The organism is Streptococcus sp. NM, assembly GCF_003390135.1.
Classification (GTDB): Bacteria; Bacillota; Bacilli; order Lactobacillales; family Streptococcaceae; genus Streptococcus.
Genome location: NZ_QUOS01000001.1, coordinates 769,977 through 793,386 on the forward strand (window position 1 = coordinate 769,977; position 23,410 = coordinate 793,386).

The window sequence follows — 23,410 nt, forward strand, 5'->3', positions numbered from 1 at the left end:
CCTTACTGGGCTTCTGGCATTTGCCGAACATCTACAAATCGCCCTGCGATAGCTGCCGCAGCTGCCATGGCTGGACTGCAGAGATGGGTCTTAGCTCCAAATCCCTGCCTGTCTTCAAAGTTTCGATTGCTGGTTGAGGCGCAGTGAACACCATCAGGTACCTTGTCAGGATTCATCCCTAGGCACATAGAGCAACCTGGGTCTCTCCACTCAAAACCAGCATCTAGAAAGACCTTGTCTAAGCCCAACTTCTCAGCAGCTCGTTTGACAGGACGAGAGCCTGGAACCACGATAGCTGTTAGATTAGGAGCAATTTTCTTCCCTTTAACAAATCGCGCAGCCAGTTGCAAGTCGCTGAGACGAGCATTGGTACAAGAACCGATAAAGATATAGCCTAGTTCAATATCAGCTGGCTTTTGACCAGGCTCCAAGTCCATGTAATTGTAGGCTCGCTCATCATTCATATCCTTAATTTCTGGGAAACTGCTGTCAAAGTCAACCCCCATAGCAGGGTTGGTTCCCCAGGTCACCATAGGAGCAAGGTCTGAGACATCCATCTGGATAACCTTATCGTAAACGGCATTATCATCACTGACAATTGTTTTCCAATCCGCCACAGCCTCTTCAAAGTCCTCTGGAACACATTCCCGTCCCTTGAGATAATCATAGGTGGTTTGGTCCGGATTCATGATTCCCATCTTAGATCCAAACTCGATAGACATATTGCAAATGGTCATTCGCTCTTCCATGCTCAGTGCATCAATAGCTTGTCCACGATATTCCACCACGTAGCCAACGCCGCAAGCAACGCCGTACTTGGCAATCAAGGCTAAAATGAAATCCTTGGAATAAACTCCTTTTTGAGGAACTCCTGTGAATTCCACCAGCATTTTCTTAGGTTTGACCTGCCAGAGGGTCTGTGTCGCAAAGACATGTTCGACCTCACTAGTTCCAATTCCAAAGGCGATCGCTCCGAAAGCCCCGTGGGTTGCCGTATGGCTGTCTCCACAGACAATGAATTTTCCTGGTTGGGTTCGTCCTGTTTCTGGACCCACCATGTGCACGATTCCCTGTTTTTCAGAACCGTGGGCCGCATGTTCAATCCCAAACTCCTCAACATTTTCAGCTAGCTTATCAATTTGCGCCTTGGAAATGACATCTCGAATATCGTAGATATTAACTGTCGGGACATTGTGGTCAAAGGTTCCAAATGTCAAGTCTGGTCGTCTCAATCTACGACCTGTGTCTCGTAATCCTTGAAAAGCCTGTGGACTGGTCACCTCGTGGATATAGTGCTGATCCACATAAATGAGTTGGGGCTGCCCCTCATCTCCTGTGATGACATGGCGGTCCCATAATTTATCAAAAATCGATTTTCCTGCCATCCATTACCTCCAAATACAATATAAGGCTACTAGTGTAGTCACCATCCCAAGAAACCAAACTGTTTTAAAATACCATTTTCGAGTCTTGTGATGAAAGATGATTCCTGCTAACCAGGCCCCAAAACCACCACAAGTAAAGGCTAAAATAAGTAAGATTTTCTCAGGGATGCGCCAAGCTCTTCTCCTTGCCTTGGATTTGTCAATACCATAAATCAAGAAAACCATGACATTCCAAATCAAGAGGGCAAGAGTAATTTTTTCATCTAACTTCATAACCTTGCAATAATAGCTTCCGTCATTTCCTTGGTCGAAGCCTGTCCTCCTATATCTCTCGTTAAAATTCCTGCTGCCAAACTGGCCTCAACAGCACGCTCGATACGCTCTGCATCATCGTGACGTCCGAAACTATCTCTCAACATCATGGCCACTGATAAAATCATGGAAATAGGATTGGCAATTCCTTGCCCTGCGATATCAGGTGCTGAACCGTGAATGGGCTCATAAAGGCTTGGTCCATTTTCAGAATGACTGGCTGATGGCATAACTCCAAGCGTGCCAGATAGAACGCTTGATTCATCAGATAGAATATCTCCGAAAAGATTCTCCGTTACGATAACATCAAACTTGACAGGATTGGTAATCATGAGCATGGCAGCTGAGTCCACTAACTGGTGTTCCAAGGTCACATCTGGGAAATCCTGTGAGACCTTCTCAGCTACTTTCCGCCAGAGTTTTGATGTCGCTAAAACATTTTGCTTATCGATACTAGTAACGATTTTTCTGCGATTTCTTGCGATTTCAAAGGCTTTACGAATAATCCGCTCCACTTCCTCATAGCTATAGTCATTGATATCACGCGCTTTGCGCTCTTCAAGGATATGATCTCCAAAGTAAATCCCGCCTGTCAACTCACGCACCGCGACAAAGTTTACACCAGCAATTCGTTCTGGTTTGAGTGGTGACAAATGCTTGAGACTGTCAAAGATTTTTACAGGGCGAATATTAGCATAGAGATTGAGTTCCTTACGGAGAGCCAGCAAACCTTGTTCAGGCCGAACCGCTGCTCCATCATACTGAGGACTACCGATAGCGGCTAGGAGAATGGCATCTGCTTCGCGACATACCTTGAGGGTTTCATCAGGTAAAGGATGCCCTGCAGCATCGATACCTGCACCTCCAAAAGGTCGTCTATCAATCTCATAATCAAAACCTGTTTTTTCAGCTAGAGCTTCCAGAACCTCTAAACTAGCCTCCATGATTTCTGGGCCGATTCCGTCCCCTGCTAGAGCTACTAATTTCTTTGTCATAGCATTCTCCTTTACACACTAGGCATGTCGCGATAGGAAACGCTACGTCCCATCTCACCTGCATTCTCTTTTTGGACAAAGGTATTAGCATTGATGTAGGCAATAGCCGAAGCCTTCAACACATCGAAATCAAGACCTGCTGCGTTAAAGATGGTTTCTGTATCTCTGTTTTCAACAGTGACCAAGACCCGAGCTTGGGCATCAATTCCATCTGTCACAGCGTCAATAGTATAGGATACCAAGCGAACAGATTGATTGAAGAACTTATCAATAGCGTTAAAGATAGCCTCAACAGATCCTTGTCCTGTCGCATTAAATTCGACTTTCTCACCATCCATATTGGCTAGGCTAACGAGTGCTTCAATGTCATTTTCCGCATGGGTTTGTAGTTGTAAATCATCAAAGTGGAAGCCTTCTGGATTCTCAACCATGGTTCCAGCTACCAAAGCTCGAATATCTGCATCTGTGATTTCTTGCTTCTTGTCCGCTAACGCCTTGAACTTAGCAAAGAGTGGCTTGATATCCTCTTCTGTAAAAACTAGCGCCAATTCTCTTAGTTTCTCGACAAAGGCATGGCGACCTGACAATTTTCCAAGTGGAAGGCTATTACTCTTGACACCGACCAATTCAGGGGTGATAATCTCATAAGTAAGAGGATTTTTAAGGACTCCGTCTTGGTGAATACCAGATTCGTGAGAGAAGGCATTGCCACCGACCACAGCCTTGTTTTTAGGAACTGGAATTCCTGAGAAGCGAGAAACCATTTCAGAAGTATTGATGGTTTCATTTAAAACAATACTAGTTTCTGCTTGATAGTAATCTTGGCGAATATTGAGAGCCACTGCTATTTCTTCCAAGGCAGCATTTCCAGCTCGCTCCCCAATACCGTTGATAGTCCCTTCAACACGTCCTGCACCATTCTTGACAGCAGCAAGGCTATTAGCCACTGCCATTCCAAGGTCATCATGACAGTGAGGTGAATAGATGATCTGACGATCCGTCTTGACATTCTCAATCAAGTATTTGAAGATAGCACCATATTCCTCTGGAGTGGTAAATCCTACCGTGTCAGGGATATTGATATAAGATGCGCCTGCATCGACCGCCGTTTGAACAACTTGCAAGAGGAAATCCAACTCTGTTCGAGTCGCATCCTCAGGAGAGAACTCGACAATCTCGAACTTAGAACGGGCATAAGAAACATGCTCCTTAATAGCTTCCAAAATCTCTTCCTTGCTCTTATTGAGCTTATACTTACGATGAATCGGACTGGTAGCGATAAAGACATGAACCTGTGGATACTTGGCATCCTTGAGTGCCTCGTAACAAGCATCAATATCAGACTTGACAGAGCGGGCCAAACCAGTCACCGCTGTTTTCTTCAAGGCCTTAGCAATCTCCTGCACTGCCGTAAATGAATCAGGACTCGCAGCTGGAAAACCAGCTTCAATTGCTGAAATGCCCCATTTCTCCAGCTGTCTTGCAATGGCTATTTTTTCCTTGATTGAAAAATTAACACCAGGTGTCTGTTCTCCATCCCGAAGGCTGGTATCTAGAAATTCAACTGTTCGCATAAGATTTCCCCTTTTCCAAATATGGTTTTAAAAAAACATCTCGCTTAGAAATCCAAGCGAGATGTTGATTTACTCCCGCTTGGTAAGCCAAACAGGACTAATGCTTTTTGCACTAGCCCGAGTACCTCAACAACAAAGCAAATTGATTAAACTTAGCTGTTCTCATGTTTGACTTTCTCCTTCGTTTGATATCTTGTTTAGTATTTTAGCATAGGCAAAAGCACTTGTCAAGAAAAAATCAAATATTTTCTGAAAATTTCTTCAGTATAGAATATTTAGCTAATTGAAAATTGTTGAAATGTTTCATTTTTTAGAAGTTAAATTCCAACTTTTTTCTATCAATTCCAGTACCATTTCATCTGACAAAGTATCATCAAAAGCCACACTAATCCAGTAGCGTTTGTTCATATGAAAGGCTGGATAAATTCCCTTTTTTGAAAGTAAGTCAGCTACTTGTTCATGCTTGAGGTTGACTGCTTCCACTAATCCTTCTCTACCCTTTTCCAGCTTATCCCAAGAGATTCTCATCAAGACGGCATACCACTTTTTATTACTTTCATGTCTTAACACTGCCGTATCAGGCGATTTCTCCCACAGATACTCCAACTGATTTCCATACTTTTCCTGAACTTGAATCATGATTCGCTTAGTCTGAGGACAGATAAAATCCTGTATCTCAAAACAAGCCTTCCGAATCTGGTAAAGAATCTCCAGACAAGCTTCACGGACACTTGCAACAAAACTTCCTTTAAAACTTTCCATATGGACTTGAGGATAGAGGTCGCCCGTTTCCTGATCAAAGACCTGAAAACTCACATTATCAGCAGTGATGGATACAGTCATGACAAAGTCACCTTGCAAAATCTGGCAACTATAGGTCCAGACTCCCCCATTTTCTACAAAACCATAGGCACGAGCCTTTTCTTGATTAAACTGATAGGATTTAAAAATTTCAAACATAAGTGAAAACTGCTACCAAAAGCTAGCAGTTCCTTTCTATTTTTTAAAAGACAACCTTGGTTCCATGCAATTGTGTCACGCCCAGCCGGTCAATAAAGGTTTGACGGTTGTCAAGGTCAATCCCCCCACCTGGTAGAATTTCAATCTTACCTTTAGCATGCTCTAAAATTCTGTGATAGTGAGCAAAACGTTTGTCTAGAGAGTCGCCAGATACACCAGCGCGAGTCAGGATACGAGTGACACCAGCTTGGCTGAGCCAGTCAATAGCTTCTAACTGGTCTTCTTCGCTCAATTCATCAAAGGCCATGTGAAAGACAATTTCCATTCCTTTTGATGCAGCTATTAACTTCTCAAGATTAGGCTTATCCAACTTCTTATCAGCAGTTAAAACCCCAAATACAACCCCTTGACTTCCAGCCTGAGCGGTCAACCGAATGTCTTCTAACATGATATCAATTTCTAGGTCATTATAGACAAAGTCGCCACCACGTGGACGAATCATGGTCATGATGGTCGTATCGTAGTTAGCTGCCAATTCAACCGCTGCCTTGGTCACTCCATAGCTGGGAGTTGTCCCACCAACTGCTAGATTGTCACAGAGTTCGATTCGACGAGCTCCAGCCTGCATCGCTTTTTCAAGCAAGGTCACATTTTCAGCACAAAATTCGTAGATCATTTGATTCTCCTTGATTATTACTTTGAATTTATTATATCATATTATTGTAAATATGCTTTCAATTTTATCAAGGCAAATAACTACTATTTTAACTATTCTTTGTCTGGAATGACCTTGAAGAGATAATAGGTGATAAAGATGGTCAAAGCTCCCAGACCGATTTTTACTGATAAAAGAGGGGCAAAATAAATGGAAATTCCCATCAAGATGTAGATAGATACGATGATTTTTTTCTTTCGTTCACGCGCAATGGACTTGGTCTCGCGAAAATCAGCTACATATGCTTGATAGAGCTTGGTATGATAAAGCCAATCTTCGAAGCGCTTGGAACTTCTTGAGAAACAAGCAATAGACAACAAAAGAAAAGGCGTTGTAGGCAACAAGGGTAAAACAACCCCAACAATAGCCAAGACCAGTGATAAAAAACCAATTATCAGATAAATAATACGCATAACTTCTCCTAGTTAAAATAATCTTCTTCTAGTTTCGCATACAATGGTGAATTTTGTCAAGTTCTAACCAAAAGAGCCTGAAATTAACTTTCAGGACTCTCCTCTTATTTAATCTTTTCTTCTTCGTAGTCGCCATTACTACATACAACCTGCTTGCCACCACCACGGACTTTTTTCTCCATGAGGAAGTTGCCACATTTTGGACAGTCACGACCAACAGGCTTGTCCCAAGAGGTAAATTCACAGTCTGGATAGCGATTGCAACCATAGAAGAGGCGGTTACGTTTGGTTTTACGCTCAATGATTTGTCCCTGATGACAACTTGGACACTCAACACCAATCTCTTTCACGATTGCTTGGGTATGACGGCAATCTGGGAAATTGCTACAAGCGTAGAACTTACCAAAACGACCAAGTTTAATAACCATTGGACTGCCACACACTTCACAATCAAATCCAGCTGGTTCATCCTTGATCTGGATTTTTTCCATTTCTTCTTCAGCCTTGGCCACTTCTTTAGAGAATGGTTTGTAAAAGGAGTCTATAACACGTTGCCACTGCTCTTTTCCGACTTCGACATCATCCAGCTTGCCTTCCATTTCAGCTGTAAAGGTTACGTTTACGATATCTGGGAAATATTCAACGATGAGCTTGTTGACAATTTCCCCCAACTCTGTCGGTTCAAAACGTTTGGATGCAAGGCGAACATAATAACGTTTCTGAATGGTTTCAATGGTTGGCGCGTAGGTTGACGGACGTCCAACTCCATTTTCCTCCAAGGTCTTGATAAGGGTCGCTTCAGAATAACGGGCAGGTGGTTGGGTGAAATGTTGCTCTGGTTTGCTATTGACCTGTTTGACCACATCTCCCACAGCCATATCTGGTAACATCTTATTCTTGTCAGAATCATTATAAATGGCAAGATAACCATCAAACTTAACCTGACTACCATTTGCAGCAAATTGAACTCCATTTTGAGACAATTTAACAGCCATGGTATCAAAGACAGCAGCTGTCATCTGGCTAGCTACAAAACGATTCCAGATAAGGGTATAAAGCTTGAGCTGATCCTTGTCCAGATACTTAGCAATACTTTCCGGTGTATTAAAGACACTAGACGGGCGAATAGCCTCATGGGCATCCTGAGCACCTGATGCATTTTTGACCTTGCTACCATGCTTAGAATACTTGCTACCAAAACGGTCCGTAATGAAGCTTGCTGCTTCGTTCTGAGCTACAGGACTGATACGAGTCGAATCAGTACGCATATAGGTAATTAAACCTTGAACACCAGAACCAATATTAATCCCTTCATAAAGCTGTTGCGCAACCATCATGGTTTTTCGAGTACGGAAATTGATTTTATTGGCAGCATCCATCTGCATAGATGAAGTGGTATAGGGTAATGGAGCATTGCGTTTGCGCTCTTTCTTATCCACCTGATCCACTGAAAAGTCTTTACTGGTCAGACGAGATAAGACTTCCTTGACCTCATCATTACTAGTCAGTTTTAGCTTTTTACCATCCACTCCATAGAAGGAAGCCTGAAATTGCTTGGTTCCCTTCTTAAAGACACCATCAATTGTCCAGTATTCTTCAGGCTGGAAGGCGTTGATTTCATTCTCACGGTCAATGATGAGTTTAAGGGCAATGGACTGTACGCGCCCTGCTGACAAACCCTTCTTGACCTTTTTCCACAAAATAGGCGAAATCGAATAGCCTACCAAGCGGTCCAAAACACGACGAGCTTGTTGGGCATCTACCAAGTCCATATCAATCTTGCGCGGTTCTTTAAAAGCATTTTTGACTGCATCCTTGGTGATTTCATTGAAGACCACACGGTTGGCATCATTTTCATCCAAGTTGAGAATATGAGCCAAATGCCAAGAAATCGCTTCTCCTTCACGGTCCGGGTCACTCGCAAGAAAGACTTTATTAGCTTTTTTAGCTTCTTTTTTCAAGTCATTGATGAGAGGACCTTTTCCTCGGATATTGATATATTGCGGTTCATAATTATTTTCAATATCAACGGACATACTGGATTTCTTCAAATCACGGATATGCCCGACACTGGCTAAAACCTTGTAATTTCTGCCTAGATATTTCTCAATCGTTTTCGCCTTAGCAGGCGACTCCACGATGACTAGATTTTTTTTAACTGTTGATTTTTTCTTTTTTGTTGCCGTAGCCACAGTATCACACCTTTTCAAAGTAATAAACTTTATAAAGTGTAAACCATTTTGCCATAACTGTCAAGACTTAGCTACTATATATAGAAGAAAAGTTTGTCTAGTAAGCGAACTTTCGTCCTAAAATTCAAATTCCGCAAGTACATCTTGCCCACTGGTGACCAATTTTGCTCCTTCTTGAATCAAGTGATGACAACCGTCTGATAGTCCATCTAAAATGCTACCAGGAATAGCAAAAACATCGCGGCCTTCTTCCATTGCTCGCTCACAAGTAATGAGACTCCCCGAGCGCATCTTAGCCTCTGCTACAATCACACCACGACAAAGTCCAGCAATGATGCGATTACGGGCAGGAAAATGAAATTTCAGAGGTTGTTCACCAGGCCCATACTCACTAAGAACCAGATGGTCATTTCCGATGTAGTCTTGCAAGCGTTTATTGGCTTTAGGATAAAACACATCCAGCCCTGTTCCAATAACTGCAATGGTTTTTCCACCATTCTGGAGAGCTGCCATATGAGCTGCTGTGTCAATTCCCTTGGCTAATCCACTGACAATAACCAGTTCATTTTCCAAGCCCTGAATGATTTTTTCAACTGACTTCGCTCCCTGTTTGCTACAAGCACGACTTCCTACGACTGCTACCTTAGGAAATTTCAAGAGATCCAGATTTCCCTTGTAAAATAAAAGTACAGGCGCATCATATATTTCACTCAAATCCCAAGGGTAACAGTCATCTAAAATAGAGAAAGATTGAAATTTTTGAAATTCTTTCTCCAAATGCGCATCATCTATCTGAAAATAACGTTCCATAAAAACAGCTGGATTTCGGCAACCTGATATATCTGCAATATCACCTAACAACAGTTCTTGATCAACATTTTCACCGTATTCTAGGACATTCAAAATCTGTTGATTGGTCAAACCTGATTTTTTTAACTTATAGATTTCATAGTTTGTGATTTTCATAAATATCTCCATTTCTTTTTCTACTCATCTATTTATTCGTAAAAAATCAAAAAAACATCCGACTATTTTAGCCAGATGTTGGAATCTTTAATTTTCGTTTTTAAGAATTTCTTCCAATTTATGATAATCTTGGACACTATCGATTTCATAGATGCTGTTGCCTTCTAATTCTTCAACATAGACATCTAGTTCTTTGATATTATCCTTAACCATATTATCCCAATAGAGGTCAACAAATTCACCACTTGCATAAGCCTTGTCGATAAAGCTGACAATCTTTTCTGCAGTTGGAGCATCCCAGAAGGATACACCACTCAGGATACGACCAGCTTTGCTATCAACAATAATGTCTTGAACCTTGTAGTCATCTCCATAGACCAAGAACCATTCGTTGGTACAATCTTCACGATAAACACTAAAATAAGTAGAACGTGTCAAATCATTGCGGAACATATTTTTAAAGAGATAATTATCGGCATCGATAACGTAACTGTTAGCTAATTCTTCTTTTACAAGATAGAGAGAGTAAAAGTTATTGTAGTCAGCGTATTTATCATTGAAAACGAGGCGAACACCATATTTTTCTTTTAAGTAATCAAATTGTTCTTTAAGGTAACCAACGATAATGATGATGTCGTTAATTCCTTTCTCTTTGAGAAACTCAATTTGGTATTCAATCAAGGGTTTTTGATTAACCTGAACCAAGGCTTTAGGGGTATTTTCAGTCATAGGACGCAAGCGAGTTCCCAATCCCGCTGCTAAGATGATGGCTTTCACACGAATCTCCTTTATTCTTTAATAATAATATAAACTCCAGCAATGACGACAAGTGACGTAATAATTGTCAGCATATCTAACGGTGCACCCAAGAAAACAACTGCAAACAAGACAGTCCATACTACATAGCTCACGTTCAAGCCTGTAGCCTTGGCTGGTTGCAAGCGATTGATAGCGATATAATAAGCCAAGTAAGAAATCATATCAAAGGCTGCAAAGACAATCATAAGACCTAACAATTGTCCATTGGCCACTTCTGCAAATGACTGATGAGAGAAGAGCACAATCACAAGATAGGACAAGAATGAAGTCACTTGACGGATTAAGAGGGCTTCGATTTCACTCAATTCACTTTCCATAGCAAAGGAGCTGAGAACACTCTCACTTCCCCATGCAATAGCACAAACTAAAGCACAGAGAATCCCAATATAGAAGGAATTGACCTGTTCAACCTTATAGGTCTGGGCAATAATCCCTGCAATAATCAAGATAATCCCAAACACAGTATTTTTCGAAATCTTGTGCTTCAAGAAGAAGAAAGCCAATAAAACTGAAATCGCAGGGTAAATAGCTGATACAGATGAAGCTAAAGAACTTCCGATATACTTAACTGCATAAAGATTGGCCTGCATACCGATAGGGCCTGCTAGTAAGGCTCCGATGATAACACTAACATTGCGAATATTTAAGAAAATTGAGAGACGAACTTTTCCTTCTTTTACCAAGAGAAAAGCTAGTAAGATAAAGATACTCAAGAAATCATGAGCAGCGGCTACCACAAAGGGTGACAAATCTGTAAAAATCGAAAAGATATAAGCACTGATCGTTAGACCTAACCCCCAGAAAATACCTGAGAGTAGACCAAAAGAAACTCCATTTTTATTTTTCATCAGAACCTCCATAATAAGCTAGACCTTTAACAGCTCTTTGATAACGATTCACACCATAATCACCAAAATCTGCGCCTTGCTCTTCCTTATAGACTGTCCATAGACTCCAAATGGTATCTTGTAAAATTTTATAAATAGCAATCTTTTCACGAGAGACAGGTGTTTGGTCACTCTCATAGTGAGATAAGAAAGCTTCTTCCTCTTGGGGAGTGAATTCAGATTCTAAAAAGAGGGCAGCCAAATCCCACATTGGATCATTCATTGATGAATATTCCCAGTCAATCAGATAAAGTCGTCCTTGAGGTGATTCGATAAAGTTTTCAGGCACCAAATCGATATGACAAGATTTTCTGTCAACACCTAAGTCAGCCAGTCTTTTCTCTAAAGAGAAGACTTCTTCTCTAACTGCTTCATAGTTGGCATAAGGGATTTTCTCTTCAATCAAGGATTCGTATTTTTTGATTTCTTCAAACGGAGCAAATTCTCCTCTTAATTCCTTGCCAGAAGCATGAATAGTTTGTAATATTGGAGCAATTTTATCAAATTTGGTCTTGATTGACGTTGAATCAAGCGTAATCGCAGATTCAATATACTCATTTACTTTGATACCAGCTTCAATATCAAAAAGATAATTTTTGACATCTAGGTCTAAATCTTTAAGTAGTTCAAGATTGTACTTTTCATCTTGACGATTGATCAGCTTTTCAGTCCCTTTACCAAAGAACTTAACGATGTACTGCTTATTTGTTGTTTTGGCCAAATAGTTTTGATTGGTCATTCCCCCCAGTTGTTCAACACTGAGGACTTCCTCTTCTTGACTAAGTAAGGAAGAAATTTTTTCTTTAATGATTTTCTCCACAATTAACCTCCAGCACCTATACTTCCCACTTAAACACTGTTTTAAAGGCTGTGTTTAAATCGGTCGCAAAGACACGGTGAATATCTTTAATTTCTCTTACAGGTTCTTCTAGATAAAGGATATTTTTAAGACGATTGGCAAATTTCTTGACTTCCATCATTTGGATTGCATTTTCAAAATCGATGCGACCAGAACGAGAGGAACCAACCAAGAGCAAACCTTTTTCTAACGCATCGCGTGTATTGAGATTGACTTTATACTCACTAACTCCCATCATGAGAATCGTTCCCTGAGGACGAATGTAGCGAATCAAGTCATTAATAGCTGGTCCAGTACCATCACCACCACAACACTCAAAAGCATGGTCAAAGGCCAAATCTTCAGGAATATTATCAGTAATATAGCATTCTTTGGCAAATGAGAAAAGTTCCAATTTTTCCCAATGACGACCAATAACCACGATCTCTGCTTCTGGCAAAGTATAGTTGATAATATTGGCAACCACAAAAGCTAAACTTCCATCTCCGATAACGGCGATTCGGTCCCGCTTGCTATGAGCAAGTGTCAATAAGCGATTCATAGCATGCATACCGACACTGACAAACTCTGTAATGGCTGCAACCGTATCTTCGATAGCATCATAAGGCACCACACGATCTTTAGGGAGAGAAACAAATTCTCTCATAAAGCCATCAAAGCCACTAGACAAGAAATGGGTCCCTATCATGTAGTTTTCATAGAATTCTTCATCACTCTGCATAGGAGGCTGATTGGGAATCATGACAACTTTTTGACCAACCTCATAGGTTCCTGTTGGGTCAGAAATAACGGTTCCACATGACTCGTGAATCATTGCCATTGGAAGTTTTTTATTCAAAATCTTCGGATCACGTTTTCCTTGGTAGTAACGCTGATCCGCATGACAGACCGCCATATAATTAGGGCGGATGAGGATATGATTCTCTTGGTCAATAGCCTCTTCCTGATATTTGACATTGATAAACTTAGGCTTTGTTAGTTGGTAAATTTGATTAATCATTTTATTACTCTTCCTCAATCATGCTTTTTGCAATCTTCAAATCTGTTACTGTAGTAATTTTCAGATTTGAATATTCACCCTTAGCCAAGGCTACATCTTTTCCTTTGATTACAAAGATTTTACATGCATCTGTTAAGATTTCTTTCTCTTCGGCAGAGAGAGAACCGTAAAGATCCATGAAGTCCTTGCAACGGAATGTTTGAGGTGTTTGTCCTTGATAGAGATGAGCACGATTTGGAATATCTGTAATAAATTGACCGTTAGTACTTTCAACGATAGTATCAACCGCTTCTACCACTGTGTCCACTGCGTCATGATTTTGAGCAAGTTGGATATTGTCCTGAATCATGCGAAGCGTAATAAATGGACGAACAGAATCGTGGGTAACAACGATGTCCTCTGGAGTAAGCGGACGATAAGCATCAATGGCTTCAATGATTTTCTCAATACTCGTATTACGGTCAGCACCACCTTTTGTAATGATGATACGATCCTTATGAAGAGGTAGATATTTATCTACAAGATCCTCTGCATGGGAAACCCAGTCTCCATGAACCCCAACCACAATTTTTTCAATACTTGGTTCCAAGACAAATTTTTCAATTGTATGAATCAAAATAGGTCGACCACCTAGCTCTAAAAATTGTTTTGGCAAATTACTGATTCCCATACGTGTGCCAGTTCCACCGGCAAGAATTCCTGCATAAATCATCTATTTTCTCCTTTGTCTTACTAAAAAAACTTATTCTCTCTATTATACCACAATCTAGTCCTATCATAAAAGAAATACTAGTCATCCCGTTCTAGAATAGGAGGATTAAGCAGTTCCATTATTCAAACAAACTAGTCCATTTCTAGTAGTGACTAGGAATTCAATAGTCATTACTAATAAATGGCTGTGAAATTTTAGAGTTCTTCAGAATAATATAGTTTTCTTAAAGAAAGCTTAAATTTATATTTTCTTAATACAAGAAAAAGCTAGGAAATGATAAATGTCCAATAGAGACACACTTCCTAACTTCTTATTTTTAGTAAAACTCACCAGTCTTAATCTTTCTTATCTTGATTTTCAGTTCCTTTAACTGCTTTTTTAAATTCAGACAGCATTTTACCGATTGACTCGCCTAGTTCAGGCAATCGCTTTGGTCCGAAGATCAAGAGAGCTCCTAAAACGATAATAATCAATCCTGGTGCTCCGATATCACGTAAAATTCCCATTTCTCTCTCCTTTCTGCTTGCGTTTCATAATGTGTTTGCTGATAGCAATACTCAATTCATAGAGTAATATCAAGGGGGCAGTCATTGCCAAATCGCTGACAAAGTCAGCTGGTGTCAAGATGACTGCGAGTACCAATAAAATAAAATAAGCATATCGGCGATAAGCAATCAATAATTCTGGTTCAATGAGTCCAATTGACGTCAAAAAGGCAATGATAACTGGCAATTCAAAAATCAGAGCCAAGGGCAAAGTCGTTTGAAAAACAAAGGACAGATAATTTTGAGCTGTTAACTGTGTTTCAAATAGTCCTTCTCCTAGCCCTAATAAAACCTGAAGTAAGGCTGGTGTTACAAAGTAAAAACCAAAAGCCAGTCCAACTAGAAAACAAAGGAAACTAGCTGGAATATAGGCAAAAATTGCTCTAGCTTCTTCCTTTCTTAAACCAGGTTTGATGAAAGACCAAATATGATAAACTGTATAAGGTAGGGTGATGGTAAAGGCCATCAGACTAGCCAAACGTATGTATATCCATAAAATATCATTAGGACCTAAAACAATCAACTTTTGCTGAAAAGATTGGGTCACATACTGATAAATCTGGTCTGCAAAAAGCAGAGAAACACAGAATACCAAAAAGAAACAAATGACCACTGCCAATAATCTCTTTCTAAATTCTACCAGATGTTCAACGATTGTCAATTCTTTTCTATCCATCTATTCTTCACCCTGTCTGAAAGTGACAATCAAAACGATAACAACAAAGATTAGCTGACTGACCAAGCCTTCCCAACTTGGATAAATTCCAAGAAGGTCGATTGTTGGAAATCCTGTCAGCAAGTGGTTAGGAGCCATATTGGTCAACTGAAGAGCATGGACACTAACTCCCAGCATCTTGAAGGCTAGGGCATAAATCATCCAAGTCAGGATAAAGAAGACCTTATGTGGCAGGAAAAATTGACTGGCCTTGTTCATCACAAGGGCAATAATTATCAGAACCAGCAAGGCAAGTGAAATCCCCAAGACAAACTCAAAGCTGGAAATTCTTGGTGAAATCCCAACATAAAAGAGAATGGTTTCTGCTCCCTCACGGAAAACAGCTAGAAAACTGAGGGCAAACATGGAAATAAAAGAGCCTGTTTTGGTCACTGTTTCCATTTGTGACTCCATAAAGGCATTCCATTTTTTGACTGAGGATTTGCTATGGAGCCAGATTCCAATCACAATCATCATAGCTACCGCAAAAATCCCAACTGCTCCTTCGATGATTTCACGATTGGAGCCTGATGTAACTGCTGGAAAGGCAGTTTGCAGGATGAAAGCAATGACCAGACTGGCCATGATTCCTGTGATAGCACCACCATAAACCCACTTGAGGCCTTTTCGCAACTTGGCTGCTTTCAAGGTTGTCACCAAGGTCATAACGATTAAGAGAGCTTCTACTCCTTCTCTCAAGAGGATCAGCATAGCATCAAAGGCATTGTAACGTGCGCTAGTATCAATTTGTGATAAATCTGCAATCAGTTTTTCTAATTTTTCTTGGTATTCCTTTTCGCTTCCCTTGACCATAATCACAGGGCTTTCCCTCTCCACTCGTGTATAGAGGGAAGGATTGGTCGTGCTAACAGAACCCTCAATCGTTGGCCAGATAGTAATAAATTCCTTCATACTAGCTGCTCCTAATGCTTGGTCACCAGCTTGGAATTGTTCCAAAGCCTTCTTCAAAAGGGCAATGCCATCTTTGAGAGTCAAATCAGAAGATGTTGCTACAACTTCTTTTCCTGTTACAAAAACATCTATAGCCTTTTTTAAGTCCTCAAAGGAAGTCTGGATAGAATTAAAATCCGTAGGCTCAGTCTCCATGCTACTACGCAGGAAGGAGATAGCTGTTTCAACACGTCCATAATGGGCCGTACTATTGTCACGAACCACACTTTCATTGATAGTCCAAGTGGAATTCATTTTCTTAAAAGCTTCACGAACCTTTTCCAAATCTTTGGAGGCAATGGCTTGTTCCAAGGATTCAAAACGAGGACTTAGACGGTTGACCAATTTTTCCTTTTCCGCATCTAAGTCAACAGGATTTTGTTCTTTTTCAAAGGCTAATAGGGCTGCAGAAATTTCGGTGAGTTTGTCTTCAGTAATCTCTCCTGATTGAGCTAACTTTTCCTTAACGACTTTACCAGCCTCAGAATTGCTGTCTTCTACTCTTTCAAAGTCTGTTGCCATCTCCTTAACAAGTTTCTGGGCTTCAGACTGATCACCATTTTTTACTGCTTTAGACGCATCAGTGATTTTCACAAAGTAAGAACTCAAGCTTTCTTGGGCACCTACTGGGGAAAGAATTAAAAGTGACAAAGCTAAAACCAAGAACCAGCTTTTAGCCTTCCAGTAATTTTTGTCCAATGTAGCCTCCTTTCTCCACACCACCAAAGCAAGCAAATAGGCCACTACCGATGTGAGTGATATATTCATTCATCTTATCTGTAGCACCTAGATTGGTTTGAACCTTGACAAAATTATCAGGATCTTTCTGGAAAGAAATGAAGAGCAAGCCCGTATCAAACTGACCAGTCTTTTCATCAATTCCATCAGAGTAAGAATAAGAACGACGTAAAAGGGGCTTATCCACTTCCTTAGCCAAACGAACATGCGAATCATCTGGCAAAAGACTCAAATCCACTTCATCAAACTCGTTCTTCTTACCAAAGGGGGCACCACTTTCCTTGTAACGACCAAAGGTATTTTCTTGTTCTTCAAGACTAGTGCGGTCCCAGGTCTCTAAAAACATCTGAATCCGACGAACTGCCATATAAGAACCATTTCCCATCCAGTCCTTACTATCAGCCCAGATGACGCGGTCAAAGTCTTGCTCCTTGGTTGGATTTGCTGTTCCATCTTTAAAACCAAAGAGGTTACGCGGTGTCTCCATTCGATCTCCGATTGCTGCAAAACCAGACTGACTCCAACGAAGGGTCACTGCATTTCTGCCCTTACGGATGAGATTGCGAATAGCATGAAAGGCAACTTGCTCATCATCTGCACAAGCCTGAATTACAATATCTCCACCAGTATATTTTTCACGCAATTGCTCTTTAGGAAAAGGCGGTAAATCCCTGAACACTTGAGGACGCTTGTTCTCCAAGTTCATCTTTTTCAAGAAACTGGCAGACACACCAAAAGTCAGCGTCAGACGATGAGGGTTAAGCCCGACTGTTTCACCAGTATCGCTTGGAGGCAAGAGAGCATTCTGGCCATCTTTTTTGACCAGTTCCCCTTCAACCAACTTGGCACTATAATCCGTCCAATCCTTGAATAGTTGGATAATCTTATCTCTATCCGTCGTATGTAGGTCCAAGACAACAAAATAGATATTCTTTTGCATGGGCGTGCTAATCCCAGCTTGATGCTTGCCATAAAAAGCAATTTTTTCATTTCCGTACGAGATTTTTTCCTGACTTCCTAGCTTAGGTGCGAAAAAAGCAGAAGCACCAGAGAGTCCTAACGCTAAACCAGCCCCTCCAATCCCTGCTTTTTTTAGAAATTCTCGACGGTCCATTTTCTTCTCAAAAAACTTTTCGTCTTTTTCAGTCATGACTCTTACTCTCCACTAAGAAATTTACCCATTTGTGACAGAGGTTCACCAAGTTTTGTCACAGCTTCTGACAATTCTTTGGTGTCTTCTTTTGTCAAATCTGTATAAAGTTTGTAGTGTTCCTTGTCGGTCATGTGTTTGTCCAACAAGCTATTAACAGATTTGAAATCTGCTTCCAATTCTTTAACTAGGTTAGCGTCTGATTTTTCAAGCAAAGGTTTAAAGAGTTGGAAAATCTTCTCAGCACCCTCAATATTGGCACGGAAATCATACAAGTCTGTGTGAGAATAAATTTCCTCTTCACCTGTAATCTTGCTTGTTGCTACTTCGTTAAGCAAGTCAACTGCTCCAGTCAACATGACCTTGTAGTCCACATCCACAGTTGCAATCTTGGCTTTCAATTCCTTGATATCATTTACCAACTGATCGCCGTAGCTTTCAGTTCCTTTAGTTGTATTGTCTTCCCAAAGGATACGCTCGATACGGTGGAAACCTGACCAACCTTCTTCTGTCTTGTTTTCGTCCATGTAGTCTGCCAAACGGAAGTCAATCTTGACATCTGACTCACCAAAACTCTCGGCAATCGGTTCTGAGCGCTCATAAGACATACGAATCAGTGGATAAACCTTCTTAGCCTCTTCTAACTTACCTTCTTTCAACAGTTTGACAAAGCCTTCCGTATCTGTCAAGAGTTTATCAATTTGCTCTTGCACAAAAGTCTTGTAGTCAGCAGTGGCCTTATCAAGCATTTTTTGCTTGTCTTCAGACAAGGCTGTCACCTTAGAAGAATTATTTGTCTCTGTTGATTTTTCAAAACGGACTGCACATGCTGTCAATAGCAAGGCTGAAGATAAAAGAACAAAACCTAGTTTTTTCATTGTTTACTCCTATCGATTCAGGAAACCTGAATTAATTTTACGTTTCATTATACCATGTTTTCACTCATTTTTCAATAAATTTTCAGACAATTTAATGTTGAGTAATTTATACTAATAATAGACTTTTAACCTCAAAATTGATAAAATAGGAAGGAAAATAATTGTAAAAGGAAACTATAAAACACTATGATGAACATGCAAAACATGATGCGCCAAGCACAAAAACTTCAAAAACAAATGGAACAAAGTCAAGCTGAACTTGCGGCTATGCAATTTGTTGGCAAATCTGCTCAAGACCTTGTCCAAGCGACCTTAACTGGAGATAAGAAAGTTGTCAGCATTGACTTCAATCCAGCTGTCGTTGACCCAGAAGACCTTGAAACTCTTTCTGATATGACCGTTCAAGCAATCAACTCTGCTCTTGAACAAATCGATGAAACTACCAAGAAAAAACTGGGTGCTTTCGCTGGGAAATTGCCATTCTGAGCATAAGAAAAAAGCTCCATAATATCTGTAGATAAGTCTCCTACAGATATTATGGAGCCTATTTTGTTGTCTTCAAAAGCCTGAAAACATCAATACAATGCGTTTATTTTATATGAAAAGATCTACTGAATTTTTTATCAAAATCAACATCCAGCAGCCTTTTCACTTTTTATTAATAAGTTCCTTCTTCACCTTGGCTAGTCAAGATTACCGGACCATCTTTAGTAATCACGAATTGGTGTTCATATTGACAAGATAGGCCACCGTCGATGGTTTTATGCGCCCAACCGGTCTTCATATCTGTATCAATTTCCCAATCTCCAGTATTGATCATGGGTTCAATGGTTAGTACCATTCCTTCACGGAGACGGAGTCCACGGCCTGCAATACCGTAGTTTGGAACCATTGGTTCCTCATGCATTGTTGGACCAACACCATGTCCAACCAAATCACGCACTACACCGTAACCACGGCTTTCAGCGTATTCTTGAATAGCCGCACCGATATCACCGATACGATTTCCAACAACAGCCTGCTCAATCCCCTTGTACATAGCTTCTTTAGTTACGTCCATCAAGTTTTTCACTTCTTCGGACGGTGTACCTACGGCGTAAGCCCAACATGAGTCTGCTAGACCACCAGAATAGCTCTGAGTGTATTTTTTCATTTGCTCGACATTGTTGAAGTTCAATTTTGAGACATTCAAATCAGATTTAGCAATAGGACCTCCCAAAACCATATCAACCTTGAGCAAATCACCATCTTTCAAGATATGGTGACGAGGGAAAGCGTGAGCCACTTCATCGTTAAGAGAGCAGCAGGTAGCATAAGGATAGTCCATCATGGCACCGTCAACCCCAATCTGAAGTGGAAGGAAATTTTCTTCCTTACAACGACGGCGAACGTATTCTTCAACTTCCCACATATCTACTCCAGGCTTAATCAAATCACGCAAGCCGATATGAATACTTGCTAGAAAATCACCGGCCTTATCCATAGCTTCAATTTCACGAGCTGATTTTAATGTTATCATTTTTTCTCCTAGTTTCTAATTAATTTTAACGGTTACATTTGCTTTTGAAACAATCTGATGCCCATGATAAATATCGTAATCAATAATAGCTGACCGTCTCGTATGATGGATAATGCGTGCTTGAATGCGCAATATATCATCTATCTGAACAGCCTGCAAAAAGTAGATTAGCATCTGCTCGATAATGAGATTGCGACCACTATTAACAACCAAATCTTGAGTCATATGGGTCAGAATTTCTGCCAATACTCCATTAGCCAAAACACCGTTCTTCTCTAGCATAAAGGGTTCCACTGTAATCACTACTTCATCATGGTGATAAGAAAGTTTTTGACCAATCTGCTCAGAAAAAGTTGGTAGAGCCGAAACTTGGGAACGACTCATCTTCTCCATGACATCTCGTCTGGTTACAACCCCAAGCAAGGTTTGATTATTACGAACAACCGGTACCATTTCAAAATCTTCAGCAATCATCCGTTGACTCACATTGGCAATATTTGTAGATAATCCAACTAAAAATAGACTACGAGACATGACCTTATCAATTGTGGTACTTGGTGACTTATCACCAGCATCTCTCATGGTTACAACTCCAACAACAACCTGATGTTGATTAATAACAGGGAAACGACTACTACGATTCTTACGTACCAAGTCCAAATAATCTTTAACAGTGTCAGTCTCTCTCAAAAAACCATACTCATGACTCGGACGGTACAGTTTCTCAACTGTCAAAATATCTGTTTTGATTTGAACATTTGACAAGGCTTTATTGATCATGGTCGCAACGGTGAAAGTGTCATGTTTGCTTCTTAAAACAGGAATTCCTTTTTGATTAGCCAGTTTAATCACATCATCATGAACCTGAAATCCACCTGTCACAAGAACGGCATTTTCATTTTCCAGCGCTAATAATTGAATACGAGTCCGGTCTCCGACAATCAAGAGTCCCCCATCATGAAGGTAAGACAAAATATTTTGCTCAGTCATGGCACCGATTGAAAACTTACTAAATTCTCTCTCTAAACCTTCTTGCCCAGCCAAAACCTCAGAAGAAGTCACTTCTGCAATTTCTGCAAATGTTAATCTTTCAATAGCAACTTTCTGAGATTTAACACGGATAGTACCACTTCTTGGACGAGTCTCTACAATTCCACGATTTTCAGCTTCTTTAATGGCCCGATAAGCCGTTCCATCACTGACTCCTAGATGGTTGGAAATACTTCGAACACTGACTCTTTTACCAACGGGTAATTCTTCCAAATAGCTTAGAATTTCTTGGTGTTTACTCATTAATTTCTCCCTTTACAAAGCGAAACTCAAGATAATCACGCATTTTCTTTGTATAGCGATCACTTCCTTTAAACTGACGAATCAATCGAAATCCAGACTTAAGAGCAACCCGTTGACTAGCTTCATTTTCAAGGTGGGTAATGATGGATAATTGTTTTAAACCAAATTCCCCAAAAGAAAGTTGGCAAAGTTTTTTAACAACTTCTGTCATAAAACCTTTAGACCATGAATCTTTTCTCAAAAAATAACCAAGTTCTGCTTCTTTTTTTATTTCATCTAGCTTTTCAAACTTAATTGAACCAATCATTTTTTCAGTTTTCTTATCACAAATAGCCCATACCCCTAAAGGAGCCTTCATAAAATAATTGGCCAGTGCATATTGACTTTCTTCTGGACTAGCTTGACTTGGAAAAATGAATTGTAAATTTTCTGGATTTGAATCTATCTCATGGAAGTCTTGACTATCACTAAAAAAGAAAGGACGCAAATACAAGCGATCCGTTTCAAAAAAAGAAAACATTGCTAATTTGGTCCAAATATTCATAAACACCTCTACGGTTTATTCTTCAACAAGTGTAATATCCGCTCCTAGATTACGTAATTTTTCAATAATATCTGAATAACCACGTAAGATGAACTCAATATTTGTAATTTCAGTTTTACCTTCAGCCATTAGTCCAGCAATGACAAGTGCTGCCCCAGCTCTAAGGTCAGTAGCTTTTACATTTGCACCACGCAAACTACGTCCACCAGTATATAAAATATGGTCGTTTGTAGTCGTAATATCCGCGTCCATCTTTGCTAGTTCAAAAACATGGTTTACACGTTTCTCATAAATGGTATCAATAATGGTTCCACGCCCCTCTGCTGTTAACAGAAGAGGAGTAATTGGTTGTTGCAAGTCAGTAGCAAAACCTGGATAAGGAGCTGTCTTAATATTGATTGCTTTCAAATTAGACTGTTCCTCAACAAAAATGCTGTCTTCAGATACAGTCATTCGTACTCCCATTTCTTCCAACTTAGCGATGAATCCTTCTAAGTGTTCGTATAATACATTATTAATACGAATTCCCTTACCGACTGCAGCAGCTAAGGAAATATATGTTCCCGCTTCAATACGGTCTGGAATCACCTGATGACGCGTTCCATGTAAGCTGTCAACACCATCAATAATGATGATATTAGTTCCTGCACCACGGATATGGGCACCCATATTATTCAAGAGAGTAGCAACGTCAATAATCTCAGGTTCTCGGGCTGCATTTTCAATAATAGTACGACCATTTGCTTTAACCGCAGCAATCATTGTATTAATCGTCGCACCTACACTAACCGTATCCATGTAAATACTTGCACCATGAAGTCCCACATCTTTAGCAGATAACTTCATATTATCTCCCTCGTAGCTAACAGTGGCTCCCATAGCTTCAAAAGCCTTAAGATGTAAGTCAATAGGACGTGGTCCCAAATCACATCCTCCAGGTAAACCAACTGTAGCTTCCCCAAAGCGACCTAAAAGACTTCCATAAAAATAATAAGATGCACGAAGACTATTGATTTTCCCATAAGGCATTGGAATATTTTGAACACCTCTTGGATCAATCTCTAACACATCGTCATAACGCTTAACGGTAGCGCCCATCAATTCCATAATTTCGACAAGACTAGCAACATCCGAAATATCTGGAACACAATCCAAAGTCACAACATCATCTGCCAAGATAATAGCTGGAATCAAAGCTACAACACTATTTTTTGCACCACTAATGGTAATCTCACCTTGCAGGGGCAAGCCACCATTGATAACAATTTTTCTCATTTTAAATTTTTAA

24 protein-coding genes are annotated in these 23,410 nt (G+C 40.2%); 1 reads left to right on the plus strand and 23 read right to left on the minus strand.

All coding sequences use genetic code 11. The features are described from left to right. Positions 1–2: 2 nt before the first annotated feature. The 19 genes from leuC to efeO all read right to left on the minus strand — a co-directional run bounded on the left by leuC (position 3) and on the right by efeO (position 18,766). Positions 3–1,385 (minus strand): 3-isopropylmalate dehydratase large subunit, encoded by a 1,383-nt coding sequence (gene leuC / locus DXN33_RS03935; RefSeq protein WP_115904405.1) that lies wholly within the window; start codon positions 1,383–1,385, stop codon positions 3–5. A 3-nt stretch (positions 1,386–1,388) separates the two neighbouring features. After that, on the minus strand, positions 1,389–1,658 hold the full coding sequence (locus DXN33_RS03940; protein WP_115904406.1) for a DUF1294 domain-containing protein: 270 nt from the start codon (positions 1,656–1,658) through the stop codon (positions 1,389–1,391). Then, positions 1,655–2,692: a 3-isopropylmalate dehydrogenase gene (gene leuB / locus DXN33_RS03945; RefSeq protein ID WP_115904407.1), complete on the minus strand. Its 1,038-nt coding sequence runs from the start codon at positions 2,690–2,692 to the stop codon at positions 1,655–1,657. Before leuB ends, DXN33_RS03940 begins: the two co-directional genes overlap by 4 nt. Positions 2,693–2,703: 11 nt before the next feature. Continuing rightward, positions 2,704–4,266 carry a 2-isopropylmalate synthase gene (locus DXN33_RS03950; RefSeq protein WP_115904408.1) on the minus strand — a complete coding sequence of 521 codons (1,563 nt, stop codon included), beginning with the start codon at positions 4,264–4,266 and terminating at the stop codon, positions 2,704–2,706. Positions 4,267–4,569: 303 nt separating this feature from the next. Next, positions 4,570–5,226 (minus strand): MmcQ/YjbR family DNA-binding protein, encoded by a 657-nt coding sequence (locus tag DXN33_RS03955; protein ID WP_115904409.1) that lies wholly within the window; start codon positions 5,224–5,226, stop codon positions 4,570–4,572. Positions 5,227–5,269: 43 nt separating this feature from the next. Beyond that, positions 5,270–5,902, minus strand: a complete 633-nt coding sequence (locus DXN33_RS03960; protein ID WP_115904410.1) for a copper homeostasis protein CutC — start codon at positions 5,900–5,902, stop codon at positions 5,270–5,272. 92 nt (positions 5,903–5,994) lie between these two features. Beyond that, the gene (locus DXN33_RS03965; RefSeq protein WP_115904411.1) at positions 5,995–6,354 is read right to left on the minus strand and encodes a YbaN family protein; all 360 of its coding nucleotides are present in this window, start codon (positions 6,352–6,354) and stop codon (positions 5,995–5,997) included. Positions 6,355–6,458: 104 nt separating this feature from the next. Then, positions 6,459–8,546: a type I DNA topoisomerase gene (topA, locus tag DXN33_RS03970; protein ID WP_049551638.1), complete on the minus strand. Its 2,088-nt coding sequence runs from the start codon at positions 8,544–8,546 to the stop codon at positions 6,459–6,461. A 117-nt stretch (positions 8,547–8,663) separates the two neighbouring features. Further along, positions 8,664–9,512, minus strand: coding sequence for a DNA-processing protein DprA (gene dprA, locus DXN33_RS03975; protein WP_070843006.1), 849 nt, complete (start codon positions 9,510–9,512; stop codon positions 8,664–8,666). A gap of 87 nt (positions 9,513–9,599) precedes the next feature. Next, a complete protein-coding gene (locus tag DXN33_RS03980) occupies positions 9,600–10,289 on the minus strand; it encodes a sugar phosphate nucleotidyltransferase (protein WP_000643965.1) in 690 nt (229 codons plus the stop codon). 11 nt (positions 10,290–10,300) lie between these two features. Further along, positions 10,301–11,179: a DMT family transporter gene (locus tag DXN33_RS03985; protein WP_070843005.1), complete on the minus strand. Its 879-nt coding sequence runs from the start codon at positions 11,177–11,179 to the stop codon at positions 10,301–10,303. Continuing rightward, positions 11,169–12,038, minus strand: a complete 870-nt coding sequence (gene licA, locus DXN33_RS03990; protein WP_049491765.1) for a choline kinase LicA — start codon at positions 12,036–12,038, stop codon at positions 11,169–11,171. Before licA ends, DXN33_RS03985 begins: the two co-directional genes overlap by 11 nt. A 16-nt stretch (positions 12,039–12,054) precedes the next feature. Continuing rightward, positions 12,055–13,077: a ribitol-5-phosphate dehydrogenase gene (locus tag DXN33_RS03995; protein WP_049488776.1), complete on the minus strand. Its 1,023-nt coding sequence runs from the start codon at positions 13,075–13,077 to the stop codon at positions 12,055–12,057. A 4-nt stretch (positions 13,078–13,081) separates the two neighbouring features. Beyond that, positions 13,082–13,789, minus strand: coding sequence for a 2-C-methyl-D-erythritol 4-phosphate cytidylyltransferase (locus DXN33_RS04000; RefSeq protein ID WP_115904412.1), 708 nt, complete (start codon positions 13,787–13,789; stop codon positions 13,082–13,084). Positions 13,790–14,124: 335 nt separating this feature from the next. Then, positions 14,125–14,295: a twin-arginine translocase TatA/TatE family subunit gene (tatA, locus tag DXN33_RS04005; protein ID WP_020902402.1), complete on the minus strand. Its 171-nt coding sequence runs from the start codon at positions 14,293–14,295 to the stop codon at positions 14,125–14,127. Then, complete coding sequence (gene tatC, locus DXN33_RS04010; RefSeq protein WP_115904413.1) at positions 14,279–15,010, minus strand: twin-arginine translocase subunit TatC; 732 nt, start codon at positions 15,008–15,010, stop codon at positions 14,279–14,281. The genes tatA and tatC overlap by 17 nt, the downstream gene beginning before the upstream one ends. After that, entirely contained in the window at positions 15,011–16,699 is a 1,689-nt protein-coding gene (locus DXN33_RS04015; protein ID WP_115904414.1) for an FTR1 family protein, read from the minus strand. Further along, positions 16,674–17,888 carry an iron uptake transporter deferrochelatase/peroxidase subunit gene (gene efeB / locus DXN33_RS04020; RefSeq protein ID WP_115904415.1) on the minus strand — a complete coding sequence of 405 codons (1,215 nt, stop codon included), beginning with the start codon at positions 17,886–17,888 and terminating at the stop codon, positions 16,674–16,676. Before efeB ends, DXN33_RS04015 begins: the two co-directional genes overlap by 26 nt. A 5-nt stretch (positions 17,889–17,893) precedes the next feature. Next, on the minus strand, positions 17,894–18,766 hold the full coding sequence (efeO, locus tag DXN33_RS04025) for an iron uptake system protein EfeO (RefSeq protein ID WP_115904416.1): 873 nt from the start codon (positions 18,764–18,766) through the stop codon (positions 17,894–17,896). Between the two features lie 186 nt (positions 18,767–18,952). On the opposite strand from efeO, the gene DXN33_RS04030 reads away from it, so the two are divergent. Beyond that, complete coding sequence (locus DXN33_RS04030) at positions 18,953–19,252, plus strand: YbaB/EbfC family nucleoid-associated protein (RefSeq protein WP_000981526.1); 300 nt, start codon at positions 18,953–18,955, stop codon at positions 19,250–19,252. Between the two features lie 172 nt (positions 19,253–19,424). On the opposite strand, the gene DXN33_RS04035 is transcribed toward DXN33_RS04030, so the two are convergent. The 4 genes from DXN33_RS04035 to DXN33_RS04050 are packed head-to-tail and all read right to left on the minus strand — an operon-like array spanning position 19,425 to position 23,397. Further along, a complete protein-coding gene (locus DXN33_RS04035) occupies positions 19,425–20,285 on the minus strand; it encodes a methionyl aminopeptidase (protein ID WP_115904417.1) in 861 nt (286 codons plus the stop codon). A 15-nt stretch (positions 20,286–20,300) separates the two neighbouring features. Then, positions 20,301–21,578: a CBS-HotDog domain-containing transcription factor SpxR gene (gene spxR / locus DXN33_RS04040; protein WP_000033822.1), complete on the minus strand. Its 1,278-nt coding sequence runs from the start codon at positions 21,576–21,578 to the stop codon at positions 20,301–20,303. Next, positions 21,571–22,122 (minus strand): GNAT family N-acetyltransferase, encoded by a 552-nt coding sequence (locus DXN33_RS04045; protein ID WP_115904418.1) that lies wholly within the window; start codon positions 22,120–22,122, stop codon positions 21,571–21,573. Before DXN33_RS04045 ends, spxR begins: the two co-directional genes overlap by 8 nt. 15 nt (positions 22,123–22,137) lie before the next feature. After that, positions 22,138–23,397 carry a UDP-N-acetylglucosamine 1-carboxyvinyltransferase gene (locus DXN33_RS04050; RefSeq protein WP_115904419.1) on the minus strand — a complete coding sequence of 420 codons (1,260 nt, stop codon included), beginning with the start codon at positions 23,395–23,397 and terminating at the stop codon, positions 22,138–22,140. Positions 23,398–23,410 lie beyond the last annotated feature (13 nt).